General features: G+C 71.7%; 15 protein-coding genes. 7 read left to right on the plus strand and 8 right to left on the minus strand.

Annotated features, from left to right (window positions below; genetic code table 11):
• Positions 1 to 17: 17 nt before the first annotated feature.
• From ACFYS8_RS25530 to ACFYS8_RS25540, 3 genes are all read left to right on the plus strand, one after another.
• Entirely contained in the window at positions 18 to 1,016 is a 999-nt protein-coding gene (locus ACFYS8_RS25530; RefSeq protein WP_387644690.1) for a glycosyltransferase family 2 protein, read from the plus strand.
• 77 nt (positions 1,017 to 1,093) lie between these two features.
• Complete coding sequence (locus ACFYS8_RS25535; protein WP_387644692.1) at positions 1,094 to 2,038, plus strand: YihY/virulence factor BrkB family protein; 945 nt, start codon at positions 1,094 to 1,096, stop codon at positions 2,036 to 2,038.
• Between the two features lie 94 nt (positions 2,039 to 2,132).
• Positions 2,133 to 3,044: a class I SAM-dependent methyltransferase gene (locus ACFYS8_RS25540; protein WP_387644694.1), complete on the plus strand. Its 912-nt coding sequence runs from the start codon at positions 2,133 to 2,135 to the stop codon at positions 3,042 to 3,044.
• A 3-nt stretch (positions 3,045 to 3,047) separates the two neighbouring features.
• Here ACFYS8_RS25540 and ACFYS8_RS25545 read toward each other — a convergent pair whose 3' ends face one another.
• The gene (locus ACFYS8_RS25545) at positions 3,048 to 4,307 is read right to left on the minus strand and encodes a D-alanyl-D-alanine carboxypeptidase family protein (protein ID WP_387644697.1); all 1,260 of its coding nucleotides are present in this window, start codon (positions 4,305 to 4,307) and stop codon (positions 3,048 to 3,050) included.
• Between the two features lie 136 nt (positions 4,308 to 4,443).
• Here ACFYS8_RS25545 and ACFYS8_RS25550 point away from each other — a divergent pair, with 136 nt between their 5' ends.
• The 3 genes from ACFYS8_RS25550 (at position 4,444) to ACFYS8_RS25560 (ending at position 7,940) form a co-directional block, all read left to right on the plus strand.
• Positions 4,444 to 4,701, plus strand: a complete 258-nt coding sequence (locus tag ACFYS8_RS25550) for an SCO4848 family membrane protein (RefSeq protein WP_387644699.1) — start codon at positions 4,444 to 4,446, stop codon at positions 4,699 to 4,701.
• Positions 4,702 to 4,814: 113 nt separating this feature from the next.
• Positions 4,815 to 6,431, plus strand: coding sequence for a hypothetical protein (locus tag ACFYS8_RS25555; protein ID WP_387644702.1), 1,617 nt, complete (start codon positions 4,815 to 4,817; stop codon positions 6,429 to 6,431).
• 168 nt (positions 6,432 to 6,599) lie between these two features.
• Positions 6,600 to 7,940, plus strand: a complete 1,341-nt coding sequence (locus ACFYS8_RS25560) for a hypothetical protein (protein ID WP_387644705.1) — start codon at positions 6,600 to 6,602, stop codon at positions 7,938 to 7,940.
• A 59-nt stretch (positions 7,941 to 7,999) separates the two neighbouring features.
• Here ACFYS8_RS25560 and ACFYS8_RS25565 read toward each other — a convergent pair whose 3' ends face one another.
• The 6 genes from ACFYS8_RS25565 to ACFYS8_RS25590 form a co-directional block, all read right to left on the minus strand.
• Positions 8,000 to 8,773 carry a succinate dehydrogenase iron-sulfur subunit gene (locus ACFYS8_RS25565; protein ID WP_387644708.1) on the minus strand — a complete coding sequence of 258 codons (774 nt, stop codon included), beginning with the start codon at positions 8,771 to 8,773 and terminating at the stop codon, positions 8,000 to 8,002.
• Positions 8,773 to 10,515 carry a succinate dehydrogenase flavoprotein subunit gene (sdhA, locus tag ACFYS8_RS25570; protein ID WP_387644711.1) on the minus strand — a complete coding sequence of 581 codons (1,743 nt, stop codon included), beginning with the start codon at positions 10,513 to 10,515 and terminating at the stop codon, positions 8,773 to 8,775. Before sdhA ends, ACFYS8_RS25565 begins: the two co-directional genes overlap by 1 nt.
• 25 nt (positions 10,516 to 10,540) lie before the next feature.
• Positions 10,541 to 11,029, minus strand: a complete 489-nt coding sequence (sdhD, locus tag ACFYS8_RS25575) for a succinate dehydrogenase, hydrophobic membrane anchor protein (protein WP_043914353.1) — start codon at positions 11,027 to 11,029, stop codon at positions 10,541 to 10,543.
• Positions 11,030 to 11,034: 5 nt separating this feature from the next.
• A complete protein-coding gene (gene sdhC, locus ACFYS8_RS25580) occupies positions 11,035 to 11,415 on the minus strand; it encodes a succinate dehydrogenase, cytochrome b556 subunit (RefSeq protein ID WP_387644714.1) in 381 nt (126 codons plus the stop codon).
• 218 nt (positions 11,416 to 11,633) lie between these two features.
• Positions 11,634 to 12,131, minus strand: a complete 498-nt coding sequence (locus ACFYS8_RS25585; protein WP_380487130.1) for a 2-oxo-4-hydroxy-4-carboxy-5-ureidoimidazoline decarboxylase — start codon at positions 12,129 to 12,131, stop codon at positions 11,634 to 11,636.
• A 239-nt stretch (positions 12,132 to 12,370) separates the two neighbouring features.
• Complete coding sequence (locus ACFYS8_RS25590; RefSeq protein ID WP_387644717.1) at positions 12,371 to 13,114, minus strand: SDR family NAD(P)-dependent oxidoreductase; 744 nt, start codon at positions 13,112 to 13,114, stop codon at positions 12,371 to 12,373.
• Positions 13,115 to 13,300: 186 nt separating this feature from the next.
• On the opposite strand from ACFYS8_RS25590, the gene ACFYS8_RS25595 reads away from it, so the two are divergent.
• Complete coding sequence (locus ACFYS8_RS25595; protein ID WP_387644720.1) at positions 13,301 to 14,890, plus strand: methylmalonyl-CoA mutase; 1,590 nt, start codon at positions 13,301 to 13,303, stop codon at positions 14,888 to 14,890.
• Positions 14,891 to 15,058: 168 nt separating this feature from the next.
• Here the strand turns inward: ACFYS8_RS25595 and ACFYS8_RS25600 are convergent, their stop codons facing one another.
• Positions 15,059 to 17,113, minus strand: a complete 2,055-nt coding sequence (locus ACFYS8_RS25600) for a protease pro-enzyme activation domain-containing protein (RefSeq protein WP_387644722.1) — start codon at positions 17,111 to 17,113, stop codon at positions 15,059 to 15,061.
• Between the last annotated feature and the right edge of the window lie 331 nt (positions 17,114 to 17,444).

The following is a 17,444-nucleotide window of genomic DNA, read 5'->3' on the forward strand; positions in this document are numbered from 1 at the left end:
GTGAGGAGAGTGAAGAGATGCCGCGGTTCAGCGTGATCGTGCCCGTCCACGCCGTCGAGGAGTACCTCCCCGCCTGCCTGGAGTCCGTCCTCGGACAGACCTTCACCGATTTCGAACTGATCGCCGTCGACGACCGCTCGCCCGACGGCTGCGGCGCGATCCTCGACGAAGTCGCCTACCGGGACAAGCGGGTGACGGTCCGTCACCTGGAGCAGAACGTCGGCCTCGGCCTCGCCCGGAACGCCGGAATGGAACTCGCCACCGGCGACTACCTGTTGTTCCTGGACAGCGACGACACCCTCACCCCCGACCTGCTGGCCGCCACCGACGCCCGGCTCCGCGCCACCGGCGATCCCGACCTGCTGGTGTACGACTACGCCCGCAGCTACTGGGACGGCCGCGTGGTGCGCTCCGCCTCCGCCCCCGTGTTCGCCAAGCCCGGCGCCGACACCTTCACCCTGGACGAGCGCCGCGACCTGCTCGACCTGCTCCAGGTGGTGTGGAACAAGGCCTACCGCCGCGAATTCGTCCAGCAGCAGGGCCTGACCTTCCCGCCCGGGTACTACGAGGACACCCCCTGGACCTACCCGGCGCTGCTCGCCGCCGAGTCCATCACCCTGCTCGACCAGGTCGGCGTGCACTACCGGCAGCGCCGCGAGGGCGGCAACATCCTCGCCACCGCCTCCCGCAAGCACTTCGACGTCTTCGAGCAGTACGACCGGGTGTTCGCCTTCCTCGACGCCCGCCCCGACCTGGACCGCTGGCGGCCGGTCATCTACCGGATGATGCTCGGCCACCTCGCCACCGTGGTCACCAAGCCCGGACGTGTCCCCGCCGCCGACCGCCGCGAGTTCTTCCGCCGCGCCGCCGAGCACTGCGCCCGGCACCGCCCGGCCGGCTACCGGCCGCCCGCCGGACCGGAGGGCGTCCGCGGCGAACTGCTCAGCCGCGGCAGCTACCTGGGCTTCCAGAGCCTGCGGGTGCTGGCCAAGGCCCGCCGCGCGGTGCGCCGCTGAGCGGCCGAGCCACTGAGCCGTCCGGACGACGGCGCGTCACCCGGACGTGGGAGCGCGCGGCCGGTATACAGCGGAGGATGGACTTCCCTGCCGGCCTGCCCCTGATCGGTCCGCTGGTGGCCCGGGTCATGCGCAGCCGCCCGTACCTGGTCTACCGGCTGTTCGCCGACGTGGACGGCAATCGGCTCGCCGGGGCGGTCACCTTCTTCGGCTTCCTGGCCCTGTTCCCGCTGCTCACCGTGGCCCTGGCGATCGCCCTGGCCACGCTCTCCGACTCCCGGGTGCACCAGCTCCAGGAGAAGATCACCGAACAGCTCCCGGGCCTGGCCGACGCGCTCGACCTGAACGCGATGGTCGCCAACGCAGGCACCGTCGGCCTGCTCTCCGGCGCCCTGCTGCTGGCCTCCGGCCTAGGCTGGGTGGACACCATGCGCGGCGCCGTGCGTACGGTGTGGCGGCTGCCCGACGACGCCGGAAATCTCATTCAGGTGAAAATCCGGGACAGCGTGGTGCTGCTCGGGCTCGGTCTGGTCTGCCTCGCCTCGCTGGCCGCGTCCGCGGTCGCCACCACGCTCGCGCACCGGCTGGCCGACTGGCTGGGCCTGGACGGCGGGGCCGCCCGCTGGCTGCTGGCCGGGCTCGGCTTCCTGATCGCCGTCTGTGCCGATGTGTTGCTGTTCGTCTACCTGCTCGGCCCGTTCCCGCGGATCGTCGTCCAGCGCCGCCGGGCCCTGCTCCAGGGGGCGCTGATCGGCGCGGTCGGCTTCGAACTGCTCAAGTTGGCACTTTCTTCGTACCTGGGTTCGGTTGCCGGCCGCAGCCTCTACGGGGCGTTCGGGGTGCCCGTGGCACTGCTGCTGTGGATCAACTTCGTGTCCAGACTGCTGATGTACTGCGCGGCCTGGACGGCACTCGCGGACCCGGAGGCCGCCCGCCGGCGGGCCGTCCGACAGGCCGAGGCGGCGCTGAAACAGGCCGGTGAAACGCCTGGTTCACCCCCTGTCCGACATCCGGACAACTGACTATGATCCCGGTCACAACCACAGCGTGGCCGTCCCCCCGGCCGACCGTTCCGCCGGTGCGTCCTCGCGTTCCGGCCACTTCCCAGGAGGCCGTGTGTCACTCACCGACACCACCGCCGCTCCGCCCGTTCCCGCCACCCCCGACGACGTCCCCGGGTGGTTCTTCCGCGTCGACCGTGAGGTCTTCGCCTGGCTGCTCAGCCGCCAGAGCGAGGCCGGCGTCACCGGCGACCTGCTGGAGATGGGCGCCTACCTGGGCCGCTCCGCGATCCTGCTCGGCGACCACCTGCGCCCCGGGGAGAAGTTCACCGTCTGCGACCTGTTCGACATGGACGCGCCCGACGACGAGAACTCCGCCGAGATGTCGATGTCCTACCGCTCGACCCTCACCCGGCGCGCCTTCGAGACCAACTACCTGGCCTTCCACGCCGAACTCCCGACGATCGTGCAGGCCCCCACCTCGGTACTCGCCGACGGCCGGATCACCGCCGACAGCTGCCGCTTCGTCCACATCGACGCCTCGCACCTGTACGAGCACGTCGCCGGCGACATCCTGGTGGCCCGCGACGCCCTGGCCGGCAACGGCATCGTCTCCCTCGACGACTACCGCGCCCCGCACACCCCCGGCGTGCACGCCGCCGTCTGGGAGGCCGTGTTCACCCTCGGCCTGAAGCCGGTACTGCTCACCCCCGAGAAGTTCTACGGCACCTGGGGCGACGCGGACGCCGTCCGCGCCGATCTGCTCGCCCGCGACTGGCGCGGCGAAGGCTTCCGCCTCGACGAGGAACACCTCGCCGGGCAGATCTGCCACCGCCTCGCCTGGGACGGCGCCGACGGTCGCCCGGAGACCGCGGCCGGAGCACAGGCCGGCAGCCCGTCCGCGCCCGCCCGTCCGAGCTCCCAGCGCTCGCTCGCCCGCCGGGTCGCGCTCGACGTGATCCCCCCGGTCGCCACCCGCGCCGTCCGCCGCGCCCTGGCCGCCGGCCGCGCCCGCAAGTCGGACTAGGACCTAACGCCACTCGGACGGTCTGCCGCCGGACCGGGCCTCCCGCAGGGCGGCCCGGCGGCGCAGCGCGCGCAGCCGCAGCATCCCGGCCGCCGCCACCGCCGCGCACAGGCCGACCGCCGTCCAGGTCGCCGCGCCCGGACTGTCCGCCTCGGTGTGCGCGGCCCGCACCGGGTCGGCCTGCTTCGCGGCCGGTGCGGCGGACGGCTTCGCCGGCGGCACGGTGGACGGCGCGGCCGGTGCGGACGGGGCCTCGGTGACCGGCCGGGCCGACGCCTGGGCCGGCGCCCGGTCCTCGGCCAGCACACCCACCGGGGTGACCTTGCCGGCCGCGGCGAAGCCCCAGTCCAGCAGCGCCGCCGCCTCGTCGTACACCTTCGGGCTGCTGTCCGGGTGCATCACCGTCACCAGCATGGTGCGGCCGCCGCGCACCGCGGCGCCCGTGTAGGTCGCGCCCGCGTTGGTGGTGTAACCGTTCTTCACGCCGATCAGCCCCGGGTACTTGCCGAGCAGCCGGTCGGTGTTGGCGATGCCGAAACTGCCGCGCTGCCCGTTCTTGTCGACCGCGCCGGGAAACTGCGCCCAGCGGGTGCCGCAGTACCCGCGGAACTCCTCGTTGCGCAGGCCCGCCCGGGCGAACAGCGTCAGGTCGTACGCCGAGGTGACCTGCCCGTCCATGTCGTAGCCGTCCGGGCTGACCACGTGGGTGTCGCGGGCCTGCAACTGGTCCGCGCGGGCCTGCATGTCGGTGACGGTCTTCGCCACCCCGCCGTTCATGCTCGCCAGCACGTGCACCGCGTCGTTGCCGGAGGACAGGAACACCCCGCGCCACAGGTCCTCGACCTTGTAGTCCAGGTCCTCCTTGATGCCGACCAGGCTGCTGCCCGCGCCCATCCCCTGCAGCTCCGTCCAGCCCACCCGGTGCACCTCGTCCGCCGGGAAGCGCGGCAGCACGGTGTCCGCGAACAGCATCTTCAGGGTGGACGCCGGCGGCAGCTGCGCGTGCGCGTTGAACGCGGCCAGCACCGCGCCGCTGTCCGCGTCCGCCACCACCCAGGACTTCCCGGTCAGACCGGACGGCAGCGCCGGCGCCCCCGCGCCCGGCGCGACCTGCACGCCCGCCGCGCCCAGCCGGTCACCGCCCACCACGGGCGGCGGCGGGGCGTCGCCGGGCGTCACGGCACGCGCGGCCGGCGGGCCGACCGGGAGCAGCACCAGCGCGGCCGCGGACGAACCGTGGACGATCCGGCGGATTGTCTGCATTCACGGAAGCTAACCCGCCCCTCCGCCGCCCCGCCGTCGAAGTCGGCACCGACGCCACGAACGAGTACCGCCCGCTGCTCCGTTCGGCGGGCCACGCATACTGGACGGGCCACCCGTCTGCCGCGAAGGACCCGTCATGAAGCTCAGCCGCCCGGTCTCCTGGTTCCTCACCGCCTTCGGCGTCTGGTCGATCTTCATCTGGACCACGTTCGCCAAGAACCTCTGGAAGGACTCCGGCGGCCAGGCCTTCGTGAACGGCGACCACGGGCAGCCGACCGCCTTCTTCTGGGTCCACCTGCTGCTCGCCATCACCTCCCTGACGCTCGGCCTCGCCATCGGCTGGATCGGCGTCCGCGGCCTGCGCGCCCTGCGGAAGCCGGCCGTCGCGGAGTAGCGGCTCTGGCATACCAAAATTTTGCTTGTGCGCAGGTCACAGGGGGTGTCAGGATACGCGGCCGGGCAGGTTGACCGACCTGCCCGAGCAACGCTCCTGGGGGAAGATCCCTGATGTCCCGTGTCACCTCCCCGCGGCTGATCGCCGCCTGCGCCACCGCGGCCGTCGCGGCCGGCCTGTTCGCCGCACCCGCCGCGCAGGCGGCGCCCGGCGCTGCGGTCACCGGCCCGACCGTCATGCCGGGCACCTCCCTGGACACCGGCCGCACCGACGGCTGCAGCGCCACCGGCACGCCCGGCTGGGTCACCCTCAGCAACCCGGGCCCGGTGCTGTTCGCGAAGACCGGCGCGCCCGCCGCCCGCTTCAAGGTGTGGGACGCGACCGGCGCGAAGGTCCTCGACACCACCGCCGAGGCGGACGCCTCCGGCGGTGTGCAGACCTCCATCGCCGGCCTGGCCGAGGGCAGCGGCTACACCTGGCAGGTGTGGCCGGAGTACCGGCCCGGCTCCGGCGCGCCCACCGAGACCTGCCGGTTCGGCGTCGACACCACCCAGCCGACCGTCCTCGGCGTGCACTCCGACGACTTCCCGGAGCAGGGCGGCGGCGGCAAGTACGCCGGCCAGCCCGGTGTGTTCACCTTCTCCGGCTCCGACAGCGGCTCCGGCCTGGCCTGCTTCCGGTACGTGCTGGACGGCGACGCCGGCGTCGGCGGCTGCACCCCCGGCCCGGGCGTGGTCGCGGCCGGGGCGGACGGCACCGCGAGCGTCACCCTGAAGCCCGGCCAGTGGGGCACCCACACGCTCCGGGTCCAGGCGGTCGACCACGCGGGCAACGTCAACCCGCCGGTCGACTACAGCTTCTACGCCCCGTCGAACCCCAACCCGCCGAAGGCGCTCGGCGACGTTGACAACGACGGCGTCCCCGACATCCTGCTGCCCGACTCGCAGGGCAACCTGCTGGTGATCAGCGGCGACTCCGGCAGCACCACCCCGAGCACCGTGGTTCCCGCCGCCTGGGCGCCCGGCGGCACCGGGTGGAGCGGCCAGCAGGTGGTCCACAAGGGCTGGGGCAGCGCCTCGCTCGCGCCGGCCGACACCATCTACGTCCACGACCCCGCCGCCAACTACCTGTACCAGTACGTGAACCGCGGCACGTTCTCGATCACTTCGACCAACCCGCCGCTCGTCCGCCACGCCACCTCCTGCGTCGACCTGGCCAAGGCCCCGGTCGCCTGCCCGGCCGACTTCGGCACCAGCTACGCGGGCATCCAGCAACTGGTCGCCTTCGGCTCCCTCGACCCGGCCCAGCCGTACGGCCTCAACCTGCTGGACGTCGAGCAGGGCAACCTGTGGCTCCAGCGCGACCCGTCGCGTTTCGGCAAGTCCACCCAGCTCACCACCACCGGCGCCTGGAACGGCTACGACCTGATCGCCCCCGGCCCCGACGCCAACGGCAACCTCGCGCTGTGGTCCCGCGAGCAGGCCACCGGCACCCTGCGGGCGCACGCGGTCCCGAAGCTCGCCGACGGCAGCTACGACTTCTCCGGTCTCGCGGACCCGGCCGGCGGCACCGTCATCGGCACCTTCCCGGTGGCCGAGTACCCGACCCTGGGCAGCTCCGGCGACCTGGACGGGGACGGACAGGCCGACCTGTACGCCGTTACCGCCGAGCGGCACCTGGTGACGTTCAAGGGCGTGGGCAGCCCGAAGGACCTGGGCGTTCTGGCCTGATTGAGCGTCAGGGCCCGTTCCGGCCACGGTCGGTGCGGGCCTTTGGCGTGTCCGGACCCTGGAGGTGGCCGAATCCGGCTGCTAGCCTGCCCGGCACGACTCCCGGGCGGATGGGCGGCGAGGGGCCGGTGGCCGGGCCGGGGAGCAGGGGATGTGGGAGGCTCCGCGATGAGCACCAGCACCACCCTCGGCGACGCCCGCCCCGAGTGGGCGCAGCGCCAGGAACGGGAACGCCGGCACCGGCGCGCCAAGTCCCGGCTGCGGCTGCCGTTCGCGGTGGCGGCGGCCTGTCAGGCGGTGCTGCTGCTGTGGTGGGCGGCCGGGTACCCGGCGTTCACCGGCACCGCCACCAGTGGCGCACCGCTGTACGACGCCGTCGTGCGGCTCCTGCACCCGGCGGGGGCGACGCTGGCGCAGACCGTGGTGGTGGCGTTCGCGCTCGGGCACATGGTGGCCGCGCTGGCCCGGTTCGGGGTGCGCGGCCGCTGGTCGGGGCCGGTGGCGGTGGCGCTGGCCGCGCTGCCGCCGACCGGCAGCCTGGTGGTCTCGCTCAGCCCCGAAGTGCCGTCCACCGCAGGGGCGTTGCTGCTCACCGCGGCGGGCCTGCGGCTGCTCGCCCGGCGGGCGGAGGGGACGCTGCACCGGGGCGGACCGGCGCAGCGGCTGGATCTGGCCGTACTGTTCTCGGCCATCGCGCTGCTCGCCCTGACCGGCCCCCGGGGCGCGGGCACCGCGCTGATCGCCGCCCTGGTGCTGCTGCCGGCGCTGCCCCGGGTCCGGGGCCGGCTCGCGCTGCTCACCGCCCTCGCGCTGGCCGTGCCGATCGCCCTCGCGCTGCTCGGCCACCCGACGGTCCGCGCCGGGGACCTGCACCCGCTGCGCGCCGCAGACCTGGCGCTCGCCCAGCACCGCGACCCCGGCCGCGAGGACCGGGCGCTGACGGCGCTCGCCCCGGCCGCCGACTGGGACGCGGCCGGCGCGGACTGCTCGGCGACCGCCGCCCTCACCGACCGCTGGGACACCGCCGCCGCCCGCCGCGAGCAGGACGAACTCGCCGCCGCCTGGCGGCAGTTGCTGCGCGACCACCCGGACCGGGTGCTGGACGCCAGGCTCTGCCGCGGCCGCCTCGCCTGGGCGGTGTGGGCGGGCACCGGCGGCCCGCACGCCGCCACCGAGGTGCCGGACCCGTCCCCGTCCTCGCACGGCCTGCTGCGGCCGCTGCACTCCGCCGCCGCCTGGAGCCGCACCCTGCTGCGCGCCCCGCAGCTGGACTGGCTGCTGTGGCGCGGCGCCCTGTGGGCGTACCTGGGCCTGGCGGCGGCCCTGCTGTACGCCTGGCGGCACCGGCTGCCCGCGCTCGTCCCGGTGGCCGGAGCGGCCGTCCTGGGCACCCAGCTGGCGCTCACCGCGTCCGCCGCCGGGCAGGACTACCGGACGATGGCCGTGGCACTGTTCCTCGGCCCGCTGCTGCTCACCCTGGCCACCGTCAGGCGCGCACCCGAGTCCTGAGCGACGCCGAAGGGCCCGCCCGGAGCGAACTCCGGACGAGCCCTTCGAACAGCGTGGGACTAGAAGCGACGCGTGACGAGCGCGCGCTTCACCTCCTGGATCGCCTTGGTGACCTCGATGCCACGCGGGCAGGCCTCCGAGCAGTTGAAGGTGGTGCGGCAACGCCACACACCCTCACGGTCGTTGAGGACCTCCAGGCGCTGCTCGGCGCCCTCGTCGCGGGAGTCGAAGATGAAGCGGTGCGCGTTGACGATCGCCGCCGGGCCGAAGTACTGGCCGTCGTTCCAGAACACCGGGCACGAGGAGGTGCACGCGGCGCACAGGATGCACTTGGTGGTGTCGTCGAAGCGCTCGCGGTCGGCCTGCGACTGCAGACGCTCGCGGGTCGGCTCGTTCCCCGAGGTGATCAGGAACGGCATGACGTCCTTGTACGCCTGGAAGAACGGGTCCATGTCCACGATCAGGTCCTTGAGGACCGCGAGGCCCTTGATGGCCTCGATCGTGATCGGCTTCTCCGGGTTGACGTCCTTGATCAGGGTCTTGCACGCCAGCCGGTTGCGCCCGTTGATCCGCATGGCGTCCGAACCGCAGATGCCGTGCGCGCAGGAGCGGCGGTACGTAAGCGTGCCGTCCTGCTCCCACTTGATCTTGTTGAGCGCGTCCAGGACGCGCTCCTTCGGGTCCATCTCGAGCTGGTAGTCCACCCACACCGGCTCCGGGTGCTCCTCCGGGTTGAACCGGCGGATCCGGAAGGTGACGTTGACCAGCTTGGTGCTGCCCGCCTCGACCGCGTCCAGCGCGGCCGAGTGCTTCTCGACGGTCGGAGTGGACATCAGTACTTACGCTCCATCGGCTGGTAGCGGGTCTGCACGACCGGCTTGTAGTCGAGGCGGATGGAGGTGGTGCCGTCCTCGGCCACCTCGCGGTACGCCATGGTGTGCTGCATGAACTTCACGTCGTCGCGGGTCGGGAAGTCCTCGCGGTAGTGACCGCCGCGGGATTCCTCGCGAGCCAGCGCGGAAACCACCAGCACCTCGGCCAGGTCGAGCAGGTTGCCCAGCTCGATGGCCTCCAGCAGGTCGGTGTTGTAACGCGAGCCCTTGTCCTGGATCGAGACGTTCTTGAAGCGCTCCTTGAGCGCCGTGACGTCCTCGACGGCCTGCTGCAGCGTCTTGCCGGTGCGGTAGACGGACACGTTGGTGTCCATCGACTCCTGCAGCTCCTTGCGGATCTGCGCGACCGACTCGGTGCCGGTGGACTCGCGCAGGCCCTCGACCATGGCCTCGACCAGCGCGCCCGGGTTCGCCGGCAGCTCGACGAAGTCGGCCTTGTCGGCGTACGCGGCGGCGGCGATGCCCGCGCGGCGGCCGAACACGTTGATGTCCAGCAGCGAGTTGGTGCCCAGGCGGTTGGCGCCGTGCACCGACACGCACGCGACCTCGCCCGCGGCGTACAGGCCCGGGACGATGTCGGTGTTGTTGCTCAGGACCTCACCCTCGACGTTGGTCGGGATGCCGCCCATCGCGTAGTGCGCGGTGGGCTGGATCGGAATCGGGTCCGTGTAGGGCTCGATGCCGAGGTAGGTGCGCGCGAACTCGGTGATGTCCGGCAGCTTGGCGTCCAGCTGCTCCGGCGGGAGGTGCGTCAGGTCCAGGTAGACGTGGTCGCCGTCGGGGCCGCAGCCGCGGCCGGCCCGGATCTCCGAGTAGATCGCGCGGGAGCACACGTCACGGGACGCGAGGTCCTTCATGACGGGGGCGTAGCGCTCCATGAAGCGCTCGCCGTCCTTGTTGCGCAGGATGCCGCCCTCGCCGCGGGCGCCCTCGGTGAGCAGGATGCCCATCCGCCAGATGCCCGTCGGGTGGAACTGGAAGAACTCCATGTCCTCCAGCGGCAGGCCACGGCGCAGCGCCACGGCCTGGCCGTCACCGGTCAGGGTGTGCGCGTTCGAGGTGACCTTGAACATCTTGCCGGTGCCGCCGGAGGCGAACACCACGGCCTTGGCCTGGAAGACGTGGATCTCGCCGGTGGCGAGCTCGTAGGCCACCACACCGGCGGTCTTGCCCTCGTTGATCAGCAGGTCGAGGACGTAGAACTCGTTGAAGAACTCCACACCGTGCTTGACGCAGTTCTGGAACAGCGTCTGCAGGATCATGTGACCGGTGCGGTCCGCGGCGTAGCAGGACCGGCGGACCGGGGCCTCGCCGTGGTTGCGGGAGTGACCGCCGAAGCGGCGCTGGTCGATCCGGCCCTGGTCGGTGCGGGAGAAGGGCAGGCCCATCTTCTCGAGGTCGAGGACCGCGTCGATGGCCTCCTTGCACATGATCTCGGCGGCGTCCTGGTCGACCAGGTAGTCACCACCCTTGACCGTGTCGAAGGTGTGCCACTCCCAGTTGTCCTCCTCGACGTTGGCGAGGGCGGCACACATGCCGCCCTGCGCCGCGCCGGTGTGCGACCGGGTGGGGTAGAGCTTGGTCAGGACCGCGGTGCGGCTGCGCTGCGTCGACTCGATGGCCGCGCGCATGCCGGCGCCGCCGGCGCCGACGATGACGGTGTCGTACTGGTGAATCTGCATGGGGTCAGTCGCCTCTGGTGGCTCGTCAGATGTTCGGGTCGAAGGTGAAGATCACCAGGGTGCCGAGGACGACCGTGAAGACGGTCGCGACACCGAGGAGACCCTTCAGCCACAGACGAGTGGCGTCCTTCTCCGCGTAGTCGTTGATGACGGTGCGCATGCCGTTCGAGCCGTGCAGCATCGCCAGCCACAGCATCAGCAGGTCCCACATCTGCCAGAACGGCGAGGCCCAGCGGCCCGCCACGAAGGCGAAGCTGATCTTCGAGACGCCGCCGTCCAGCATCAGGTTGATCAGCAGGTGGCCGAGGACCAGCACCACCAGGACGACACCCGACAGGCGCATGAACAGCCAGGCGAGCATCTCGAAGTTGGTGCGGGTGCGGCGCGGGGTCTTCTTCGTGCGGGCCCGGGCGGGCTCCACCACGAAGGCGTCGGCCGGGTTGCCGGTGCCCAGGCCCTGGCCCGTGTGGGCCTGGAGCGAGGGGACCACCAGGTCCTTGGTCTCAGTGGACATGCGGATCAGCCCCCGAACCAGGAACGAAGGGTGTGCTGCAGAACGGGGTAGAAGGCGCCGCCCATCAGGACGATCCAGATGCCGACCACACTCCACAGCATCTGCTTCTGGTACTTCGGGCCCTTGGCCCAGAAGTCGACCGCCACGACCCGCAGGCCGTTCAGGGCGTGGAACAGGATGGCGGCCACCAGGCCGTACTCCATCAGGTTCACAAGCCAGAACTTGTAGGTGGCGATCACCGAGTCGTACGCCTCGGGCGACACCCGCACCAGGGCGGTGTCAAGGACATGTGCGAACAGGAAGAAGAAGATCAGGACGCCGGTGACTCGGTGAGCCACCCAGCTCCACATGCCTTCCCGGCCGCGGTACAGCGTTCCAGCCGGCACGGAAAACCCTCCGGAAGCGGTTTGGGGGCTCGGCCGGCTTTCTGTCGGTCAGCCCGGCCGGATACGGTCCACCGGCCGCGAGCATCCTATCGACGCGTCGGGCCCCGCTGCCGTCGGGGGCCCCTGCTGTGATCAATCAGGCACGCACGGGCTAATCGGAACGGGAACTCTGACGCTGTGCGACCATCCGGTCGCGCCGTGCGGCCGGTCCGGAGCGGTCAGCTCCGGACCGCCACCAGGTGCTCCAGGCGGGTCAGCGCTATCCGGCGCAACTCCTCGGCCGAGATGAGCCGTTCCTCGTCCAGATCGTTGGCCAGCCGGGTGCGGATCGAGGTCAGCACCGCGTCCAGCATCTCCTCCTGGTCCACCCCGTCCAGGCAGACCACGAAGACGTGGCCGAACCGTGCCTCGTACGCGGCGTGCGCGGCGCGCAGCGCGGTGTGGGCCGCCTGGCTGCCCGGGGCGCGCATGCCGAGCAGCGGCTGCGGCATCCAGCTCTCGTCGGCCAGCGCCTCGGCGAGGTCCGCCGGGCGCAGGTCGTAGCTGGCCTCGCTGGCCGCCGCGAGCAGCGAACCGATGTCGGGGTACGGGCGGTGGGCGGTCAGGCGCAGCGCCCAGCGGTGGCTGCCGCAGCAGGCGAGCAGCGCCTCCTCGACCGCGCCGGAGTCGGCTTCGTTGAACCTGTGCAGTCCCAGGAGGGACGGGTCCGTCCGCACGTCGAGACGCTGCGGCGGGATGTCGCTGGTCAGCGGATCCTCCTCGTGAGGGCGGGAAGGGGGGATGCTGCAGAGACAGAGGGGGTGCGGCAGTGCCTCCGCACGGGGCCTTGACGGCTCGGCGGGGCAGCGCCTCCACGGTAGTTGAGGGTTCATCAGTTGGGGAGGCGGCGGGCCGATTTCATTCGATCGAGCTATCAAGTTGTGACCCGCCGCCGCTCCCGTTCACACAGAACCGCTCAGCCGGCCCGGTGCACCTTGTGGTTGGCGGCCTGCGCCCGGGGCCGGACCACCAGCAGATCGATGTTGACGTGCGCCGGACGGGTCACCGCCCAGGAGACGGTGTCGGCGACGTCCTCCGAGGTCAGCGGCGCGTCGACGCCCGCGTACACCGCGTCCGCCTTCGCCTGGTCACCGCGGAACCGGGTCAGCGCGAAGCCCTCCGACTTCACCATGCCGGGCGCGATCTCGATCACCCGGATCGGCTCGCCCACGAGTTCGAGGCGGAGGGTCTGTGCCACCGAGTGGACGGCGTGCTTGGCCGCCACGTAGCCGCCGCCGCCCTCGTACGCGGCCAGCGCCGCCGTCGAGGACATGATCAGCACGGTGCCGTCGCCGGTGGCGCGCAGCGCGGGCAGCAGCGCCTGGGTCAGGTGCAGCACGCCCAGCACGTTCACCTCGAACATGGTGCGCCAGTCCTCCGGGTCGCCGGCCTCGACGCTGTCCGCGCCGAGCGCGCCGCCCGCGTTGTTCACCAGCACGTCCACCCGGCCGACCTCGGCGGCGAACGCGTCCACCGCGGCCCGGTCGGTGACGTCCAGCGTGAAGGCACGGCCGCCCAGCTCCTTCGCCAGCACCTCGATCCGCTCGGTGCGGCGGGCGGTCAGCACCACCTGGAAACCGTCCGCGGCCAGCCGTCGGGCGGTCGCCGCCCCGATGCCGCTGCTGGCGCCGGTGACCACGGCCACCTTCTGCTCGCTCATGTCCACTCCTCGTAGGTCCGACCAGGTGTTCGGTGTCGGGATCATCCCAAGGATCGCCCCGGGGGTGTTGTGAGCAAGCTCCCAGCCGTGGCATCTGTCTGCCCGTGAGGGGCACGGCTACATTGCGTATCCAGCCGAGACGTTAATCGGCGCTAACCCCCCCACCATCTTCCGCGGAGGACACCCATGGCAGCCGAGCCCCGCCGCACCGAGTCGGGCCTGCCGATCGAGCCGGTGTACGGCCCCGAGACCCTGGCCGGCTTCGACGCCGCGAGCCGGCTCGGCACCCCCGGCCAGTACCCGTTCACCCGCGGCGTGTACCCGACCATGTACACCGGCAAGCCGTGGACGATGCGCCAGTACGCCGGCTTCGGCACCGCCGCCGAGTCCAACGCCCGCTACAAGCAGCTCATCGCCAACGGCACCATGGGCCTGTCCGTCGCCTTCGACCTGCCCACCCAGATGGGGTACGACTCCGACGCCGCGATCTCCTCCGGCGAGGTCGGCAAGGTCGGCGTCGCCATCGACAGCGTCGAGGACATGAGCGTCCTGTTCGGCGGCATCCCGCTCGGCGAGGTCTCCACCTCGATGACCATCAACGCGCCCGGCTCGCTGCTGCTGCTGCTCTACCAGTTGGTCGGCGAGGCCCAGGGCGTGCCCAGCAACAAGCTCACCGGCACCATCCAGAACGACGTGCTCAAGGAGTACATCGCCCGCGGCACCTACATCTTCCCGCCCAAGCCCTCGCTGCGGCTGATCGCCGACGTGTTCCAGTACTGCCGGGCCGAGATCCCCAAGTGGAACACCATCTCCATCTCCGGCTACCACATGGCCGAGGCCGGGGCGAACCCCGCGCAGGAGATCGCCTTCACCCTCGCCAACGGCATCGAGTACGTGCGCACCGCCGTCGCCGCCGGCATGGACGTCGACGACTTCGCCCCCCGGCTCTCCTTCTTCTTCGTCTCCCGCACCACCCTGCTGGAGGAAGTCGCCAAGTTCCGTGCCGCGCGCCGGATCTGGGCCCGCGTCATGAAGGAGGAGTTCGGCGCGAAGAACCCCAAGTCGCAGATGCTGCGCTTCCACACCCAGACCGCGGGCGTCCAACTCACCGCCCAGCAGCCCGAGGTCAACCTGGTCCGGGTCTCCGTGCAGGCGCTCGCCGCCGTGTTCGGCGGGACGCAGTCGCTGCACACCAACTCCTTCGACGAGGCGATCGCGCTGCCGACGGAGAAGTCCGCGCGGCTCGCGCTGCGCACGCAGCAGGTGCTGGCCTTCGAGACCGACGTCACCGCGACCGTCGACCCGTTCGCGGGCTCCTACGTGGTCGAGGCGATGACGGACGAACTGGAGGCTGCGGCGCTGGAATTGATGGCCAAGGTCGAGGACATGGGCGGCGCGGTCGCGGCGATCGAGCAGGGGTACCAGAAGGGCGAGATCGAGCGCACCGCGTACCGCATCCAGCAGGAGCAGGACTCCGGCGCGCGGACCGTGGTCGGCGTCAACCGCTTCCAGCTCGCCGAGGAGGAGCCCTACGAGCCGCTGCGGGTCGACCCGGCGATCGAGGCGCAGCAGGCGCAGCGGCTTGCGCGACTGCGTTCCGAGCGGGACTCGTCGGCGGTGGACCGGTCGCTCACGTCGCTGCGCAAGGCGGCGGAGGGGACGGACAACGTGCTGTACCCGATGAAGGAGGCCCTCGCGGCCCGCGCCACCGTCGGCGAGGTCTGTGACGCGCTGCGCGGGGTGTGGGGGACGTATACGCCGGTGGACCGCTTCTGAGGGTCGCGCCCAGGTGCGAGTCGCTGTTCGTGGCGCGATCTCGCCGGCGTGAACCTTCCGCCCCGCGCAGCGCCCGCGCCCCTGACGGGACGCGGGCGCCGGGGGAGACGGGAAAGCGAAGAGGGGCGCTGGGGGAGACCCCAGCGCCCCTCAACTGCTTTGCGGTGATTACTTCTTGATGGCGAAGGACTTGAAGAAGCCCTTGCCCGGGGATCCCAGGCCGGTGGCCGTGTCGTAGCCGCTGGAGGCCGAGAGGCCGTAGTCGGCGCCGATCTTGTAGAGGCGGACGCGGAGGGTGTTGTTGATGACGCCGAGGTCGACGACGTTGCCGCGCTTGGTGTTGACGGCGTTGTCGTTCACGTCGTGGAAGGCGTTGGTGTCGGCGCGGTCGTAGAGGGCCGGGTTGGCGAAGCCGAGGGCGCGGCCGCCGCGGGTCTCGAAGGCGTTGGCGAACATGGCGGCGGTCTCGGGGGCGGAGACCGAGGTGCCGCCGAAGCCGCCCTCGCTGTAGGCGCCGCCGGAGGTGAAGCCGACCAGGGTGGCGGCGACCAGGTCACCGCTCATGGCGATGTCGGGGGTGGCGCGCAGCGGGGTCTTGGACTTGGTGCCGTCGGCCGCGGTCTTGCTGATGCTGTCCGGGACGACGCCCTGCTGGTACCACGGCTGGGCGAAGTCCTTGGAGACACCGCCGCCGCCGCCGAAGTAGAACTTGCCCGGCATCGGGCTCCAGGACTTCTGGTCGGCGGAGAGCACCGAGCGCTGGTCGCCCATGGAGACCTCGTGGCCGTACTTGCCTTCCTTGTCGGCCAGTTCGAGGGCGGTGCCGCCGACCGAGGTGACCCACGGGGAGGAGGACGGCCACTGGGCCTGGGCCTGGTTGGTGTCGGCCTCGCAGTTGACGCCGGTGGCGGCGGCACCCGGGGAGTCGTCGCCGCAGTCGCCGGAGGAGAAGGTGAAGCCGATGCCGGTGAGGGCGCCGAGCTGGAAGATCTGGTTGTCGGCGGCGACCACGGCGGGGTCGATGTCGCCGGACTTGCCGTGCATGATCTCGCCCCACGAGTTGGAGACGATGTCGGCGAGGTGCCCGTCCACGACCTTGGCCATGGCGTCGTAGAGGTCCTCGTCGAAGCAGGAGTTGCCGCCGACGTAGACGACGTTGGCGTCCGGCGCGAGGCCGTGCACCATCTCGACGTCGAGGGCTTCCTCGCCGGCCCAGCCGTCGGGGCCGCCGCACTCGGCCTGGTGGGTCCACTGCGCGGGCGTGACGTACTCGGTGTACTGGCCCGGCTTGAACGGCTGGTCGCCGTGCAGGGTGGAGAAGTGGTTGGCGTCCTGCTCCATGGTGGACAGGCCGTAGGCGTCGATGACGGCGACGCGGGCGCCCTTGCCGGTGACCTTGGCGTCGGTGACGCCGTAGGCCTTGCGGAGCTGGGACGGCATGTACGAGCAGGGGGCGAACGGCTCGTTCTTCTCGTAGCCCTCGGGGGCGCCCTTGGCGGTCTTCGAGCCGTAGCCGTCCTCGGAGCAGGTCGGGACGGTCGGCAGGGTCGCCGGGTCCTTCTTGTCCGGGCCGGCCTGCTTGGCGGAGGCGTTCAGACGCTGCTCGGCCTCGCGGACCGAGGTGGCGGAGGAGCTGTTCTTGTGGATCGCGTCGGCCAGGCCGGAGACCGCGAGGACGGCGTCGGAGACGGAGGCCGGCACCTTGGCGTCGGCGGTCGGGGCCCGGTGGGTGCCGTCCGCGGTGCGGTAGTTGTGGAAACCGGTGCCGAACGCCTTGGACAGCGCGGCGGTGGAGCCGGCGACCTGCACGTAGTGGGCGGTGCTGGCGGAGACGGTGAGGCCCGCGGCGGACACCCAGTCGGTGACGGCCTTGACCTGCTCCGGGGTGGCGCCGAACTTCGCCTGGGCCTGGGCGGACGTCAGGTACTTGCCGTAGTCGGGCGAGTGGGGGTCGGAGACGGCCTGGGCGAGGGCGGCGAGGCCGCTGGCGTCGCGTCCGGCCAGGTAGATGCGGGCGGTCGCCGGGGCGGCGGCGTCGGCCGCGCCCGCGTCGGCCTGCGGGGTGGCCCACTCCGGGTGGGTGCCGGGCAGGGTGCGGGCGGTGTCGCCCACGGGGGTGGCGGCGGTGGCCGGGACGGCCGCGCCGAGGGTGGTGATGATCAGTGCGGCCGCGACGGTGGCCGGAGCGATGCTCTTGGCGAGCCGATTGCGCGTGATGGGCACGTCGGTCCCCCCTTCTCGGTTCGATGGAGCGTCAACTGCCCTTGTGAGGGCGTGACGAGGCGCGCCGCAGGCGGACTGTCCCACCCCACTGCGGCACCGGAGTTGACTGTGCGAAAGCTGTCTATTCGGACTGATGTGCCCTGCTCAAGAGCGGGTCCGAAAGCTTTACCGCGCCATGACCCGATCGGGGGGAAGGGTTGGCTCCGAGGTGCGGGAGTGGCCGCCGGTGCAGGTCGTTGCACATGGCAGGCGACGGAGGAGCCGAACACAGGATCGGGCCGAATCGAAGAGTCATACCCATCATGGGGGGCGGTATGCATCCAAACGGTGA

Origin of the sequence: Kitasatospora sp. NPDC004615, assembly GCF_042873545.1 — a bacterium.
In the GTDB taxonomy this organism is placed as follows: Bacteria; Actinomycetota; Actinomycetes; order Streptomycetales; family Streptomycetaceae; genus Kitasatospora.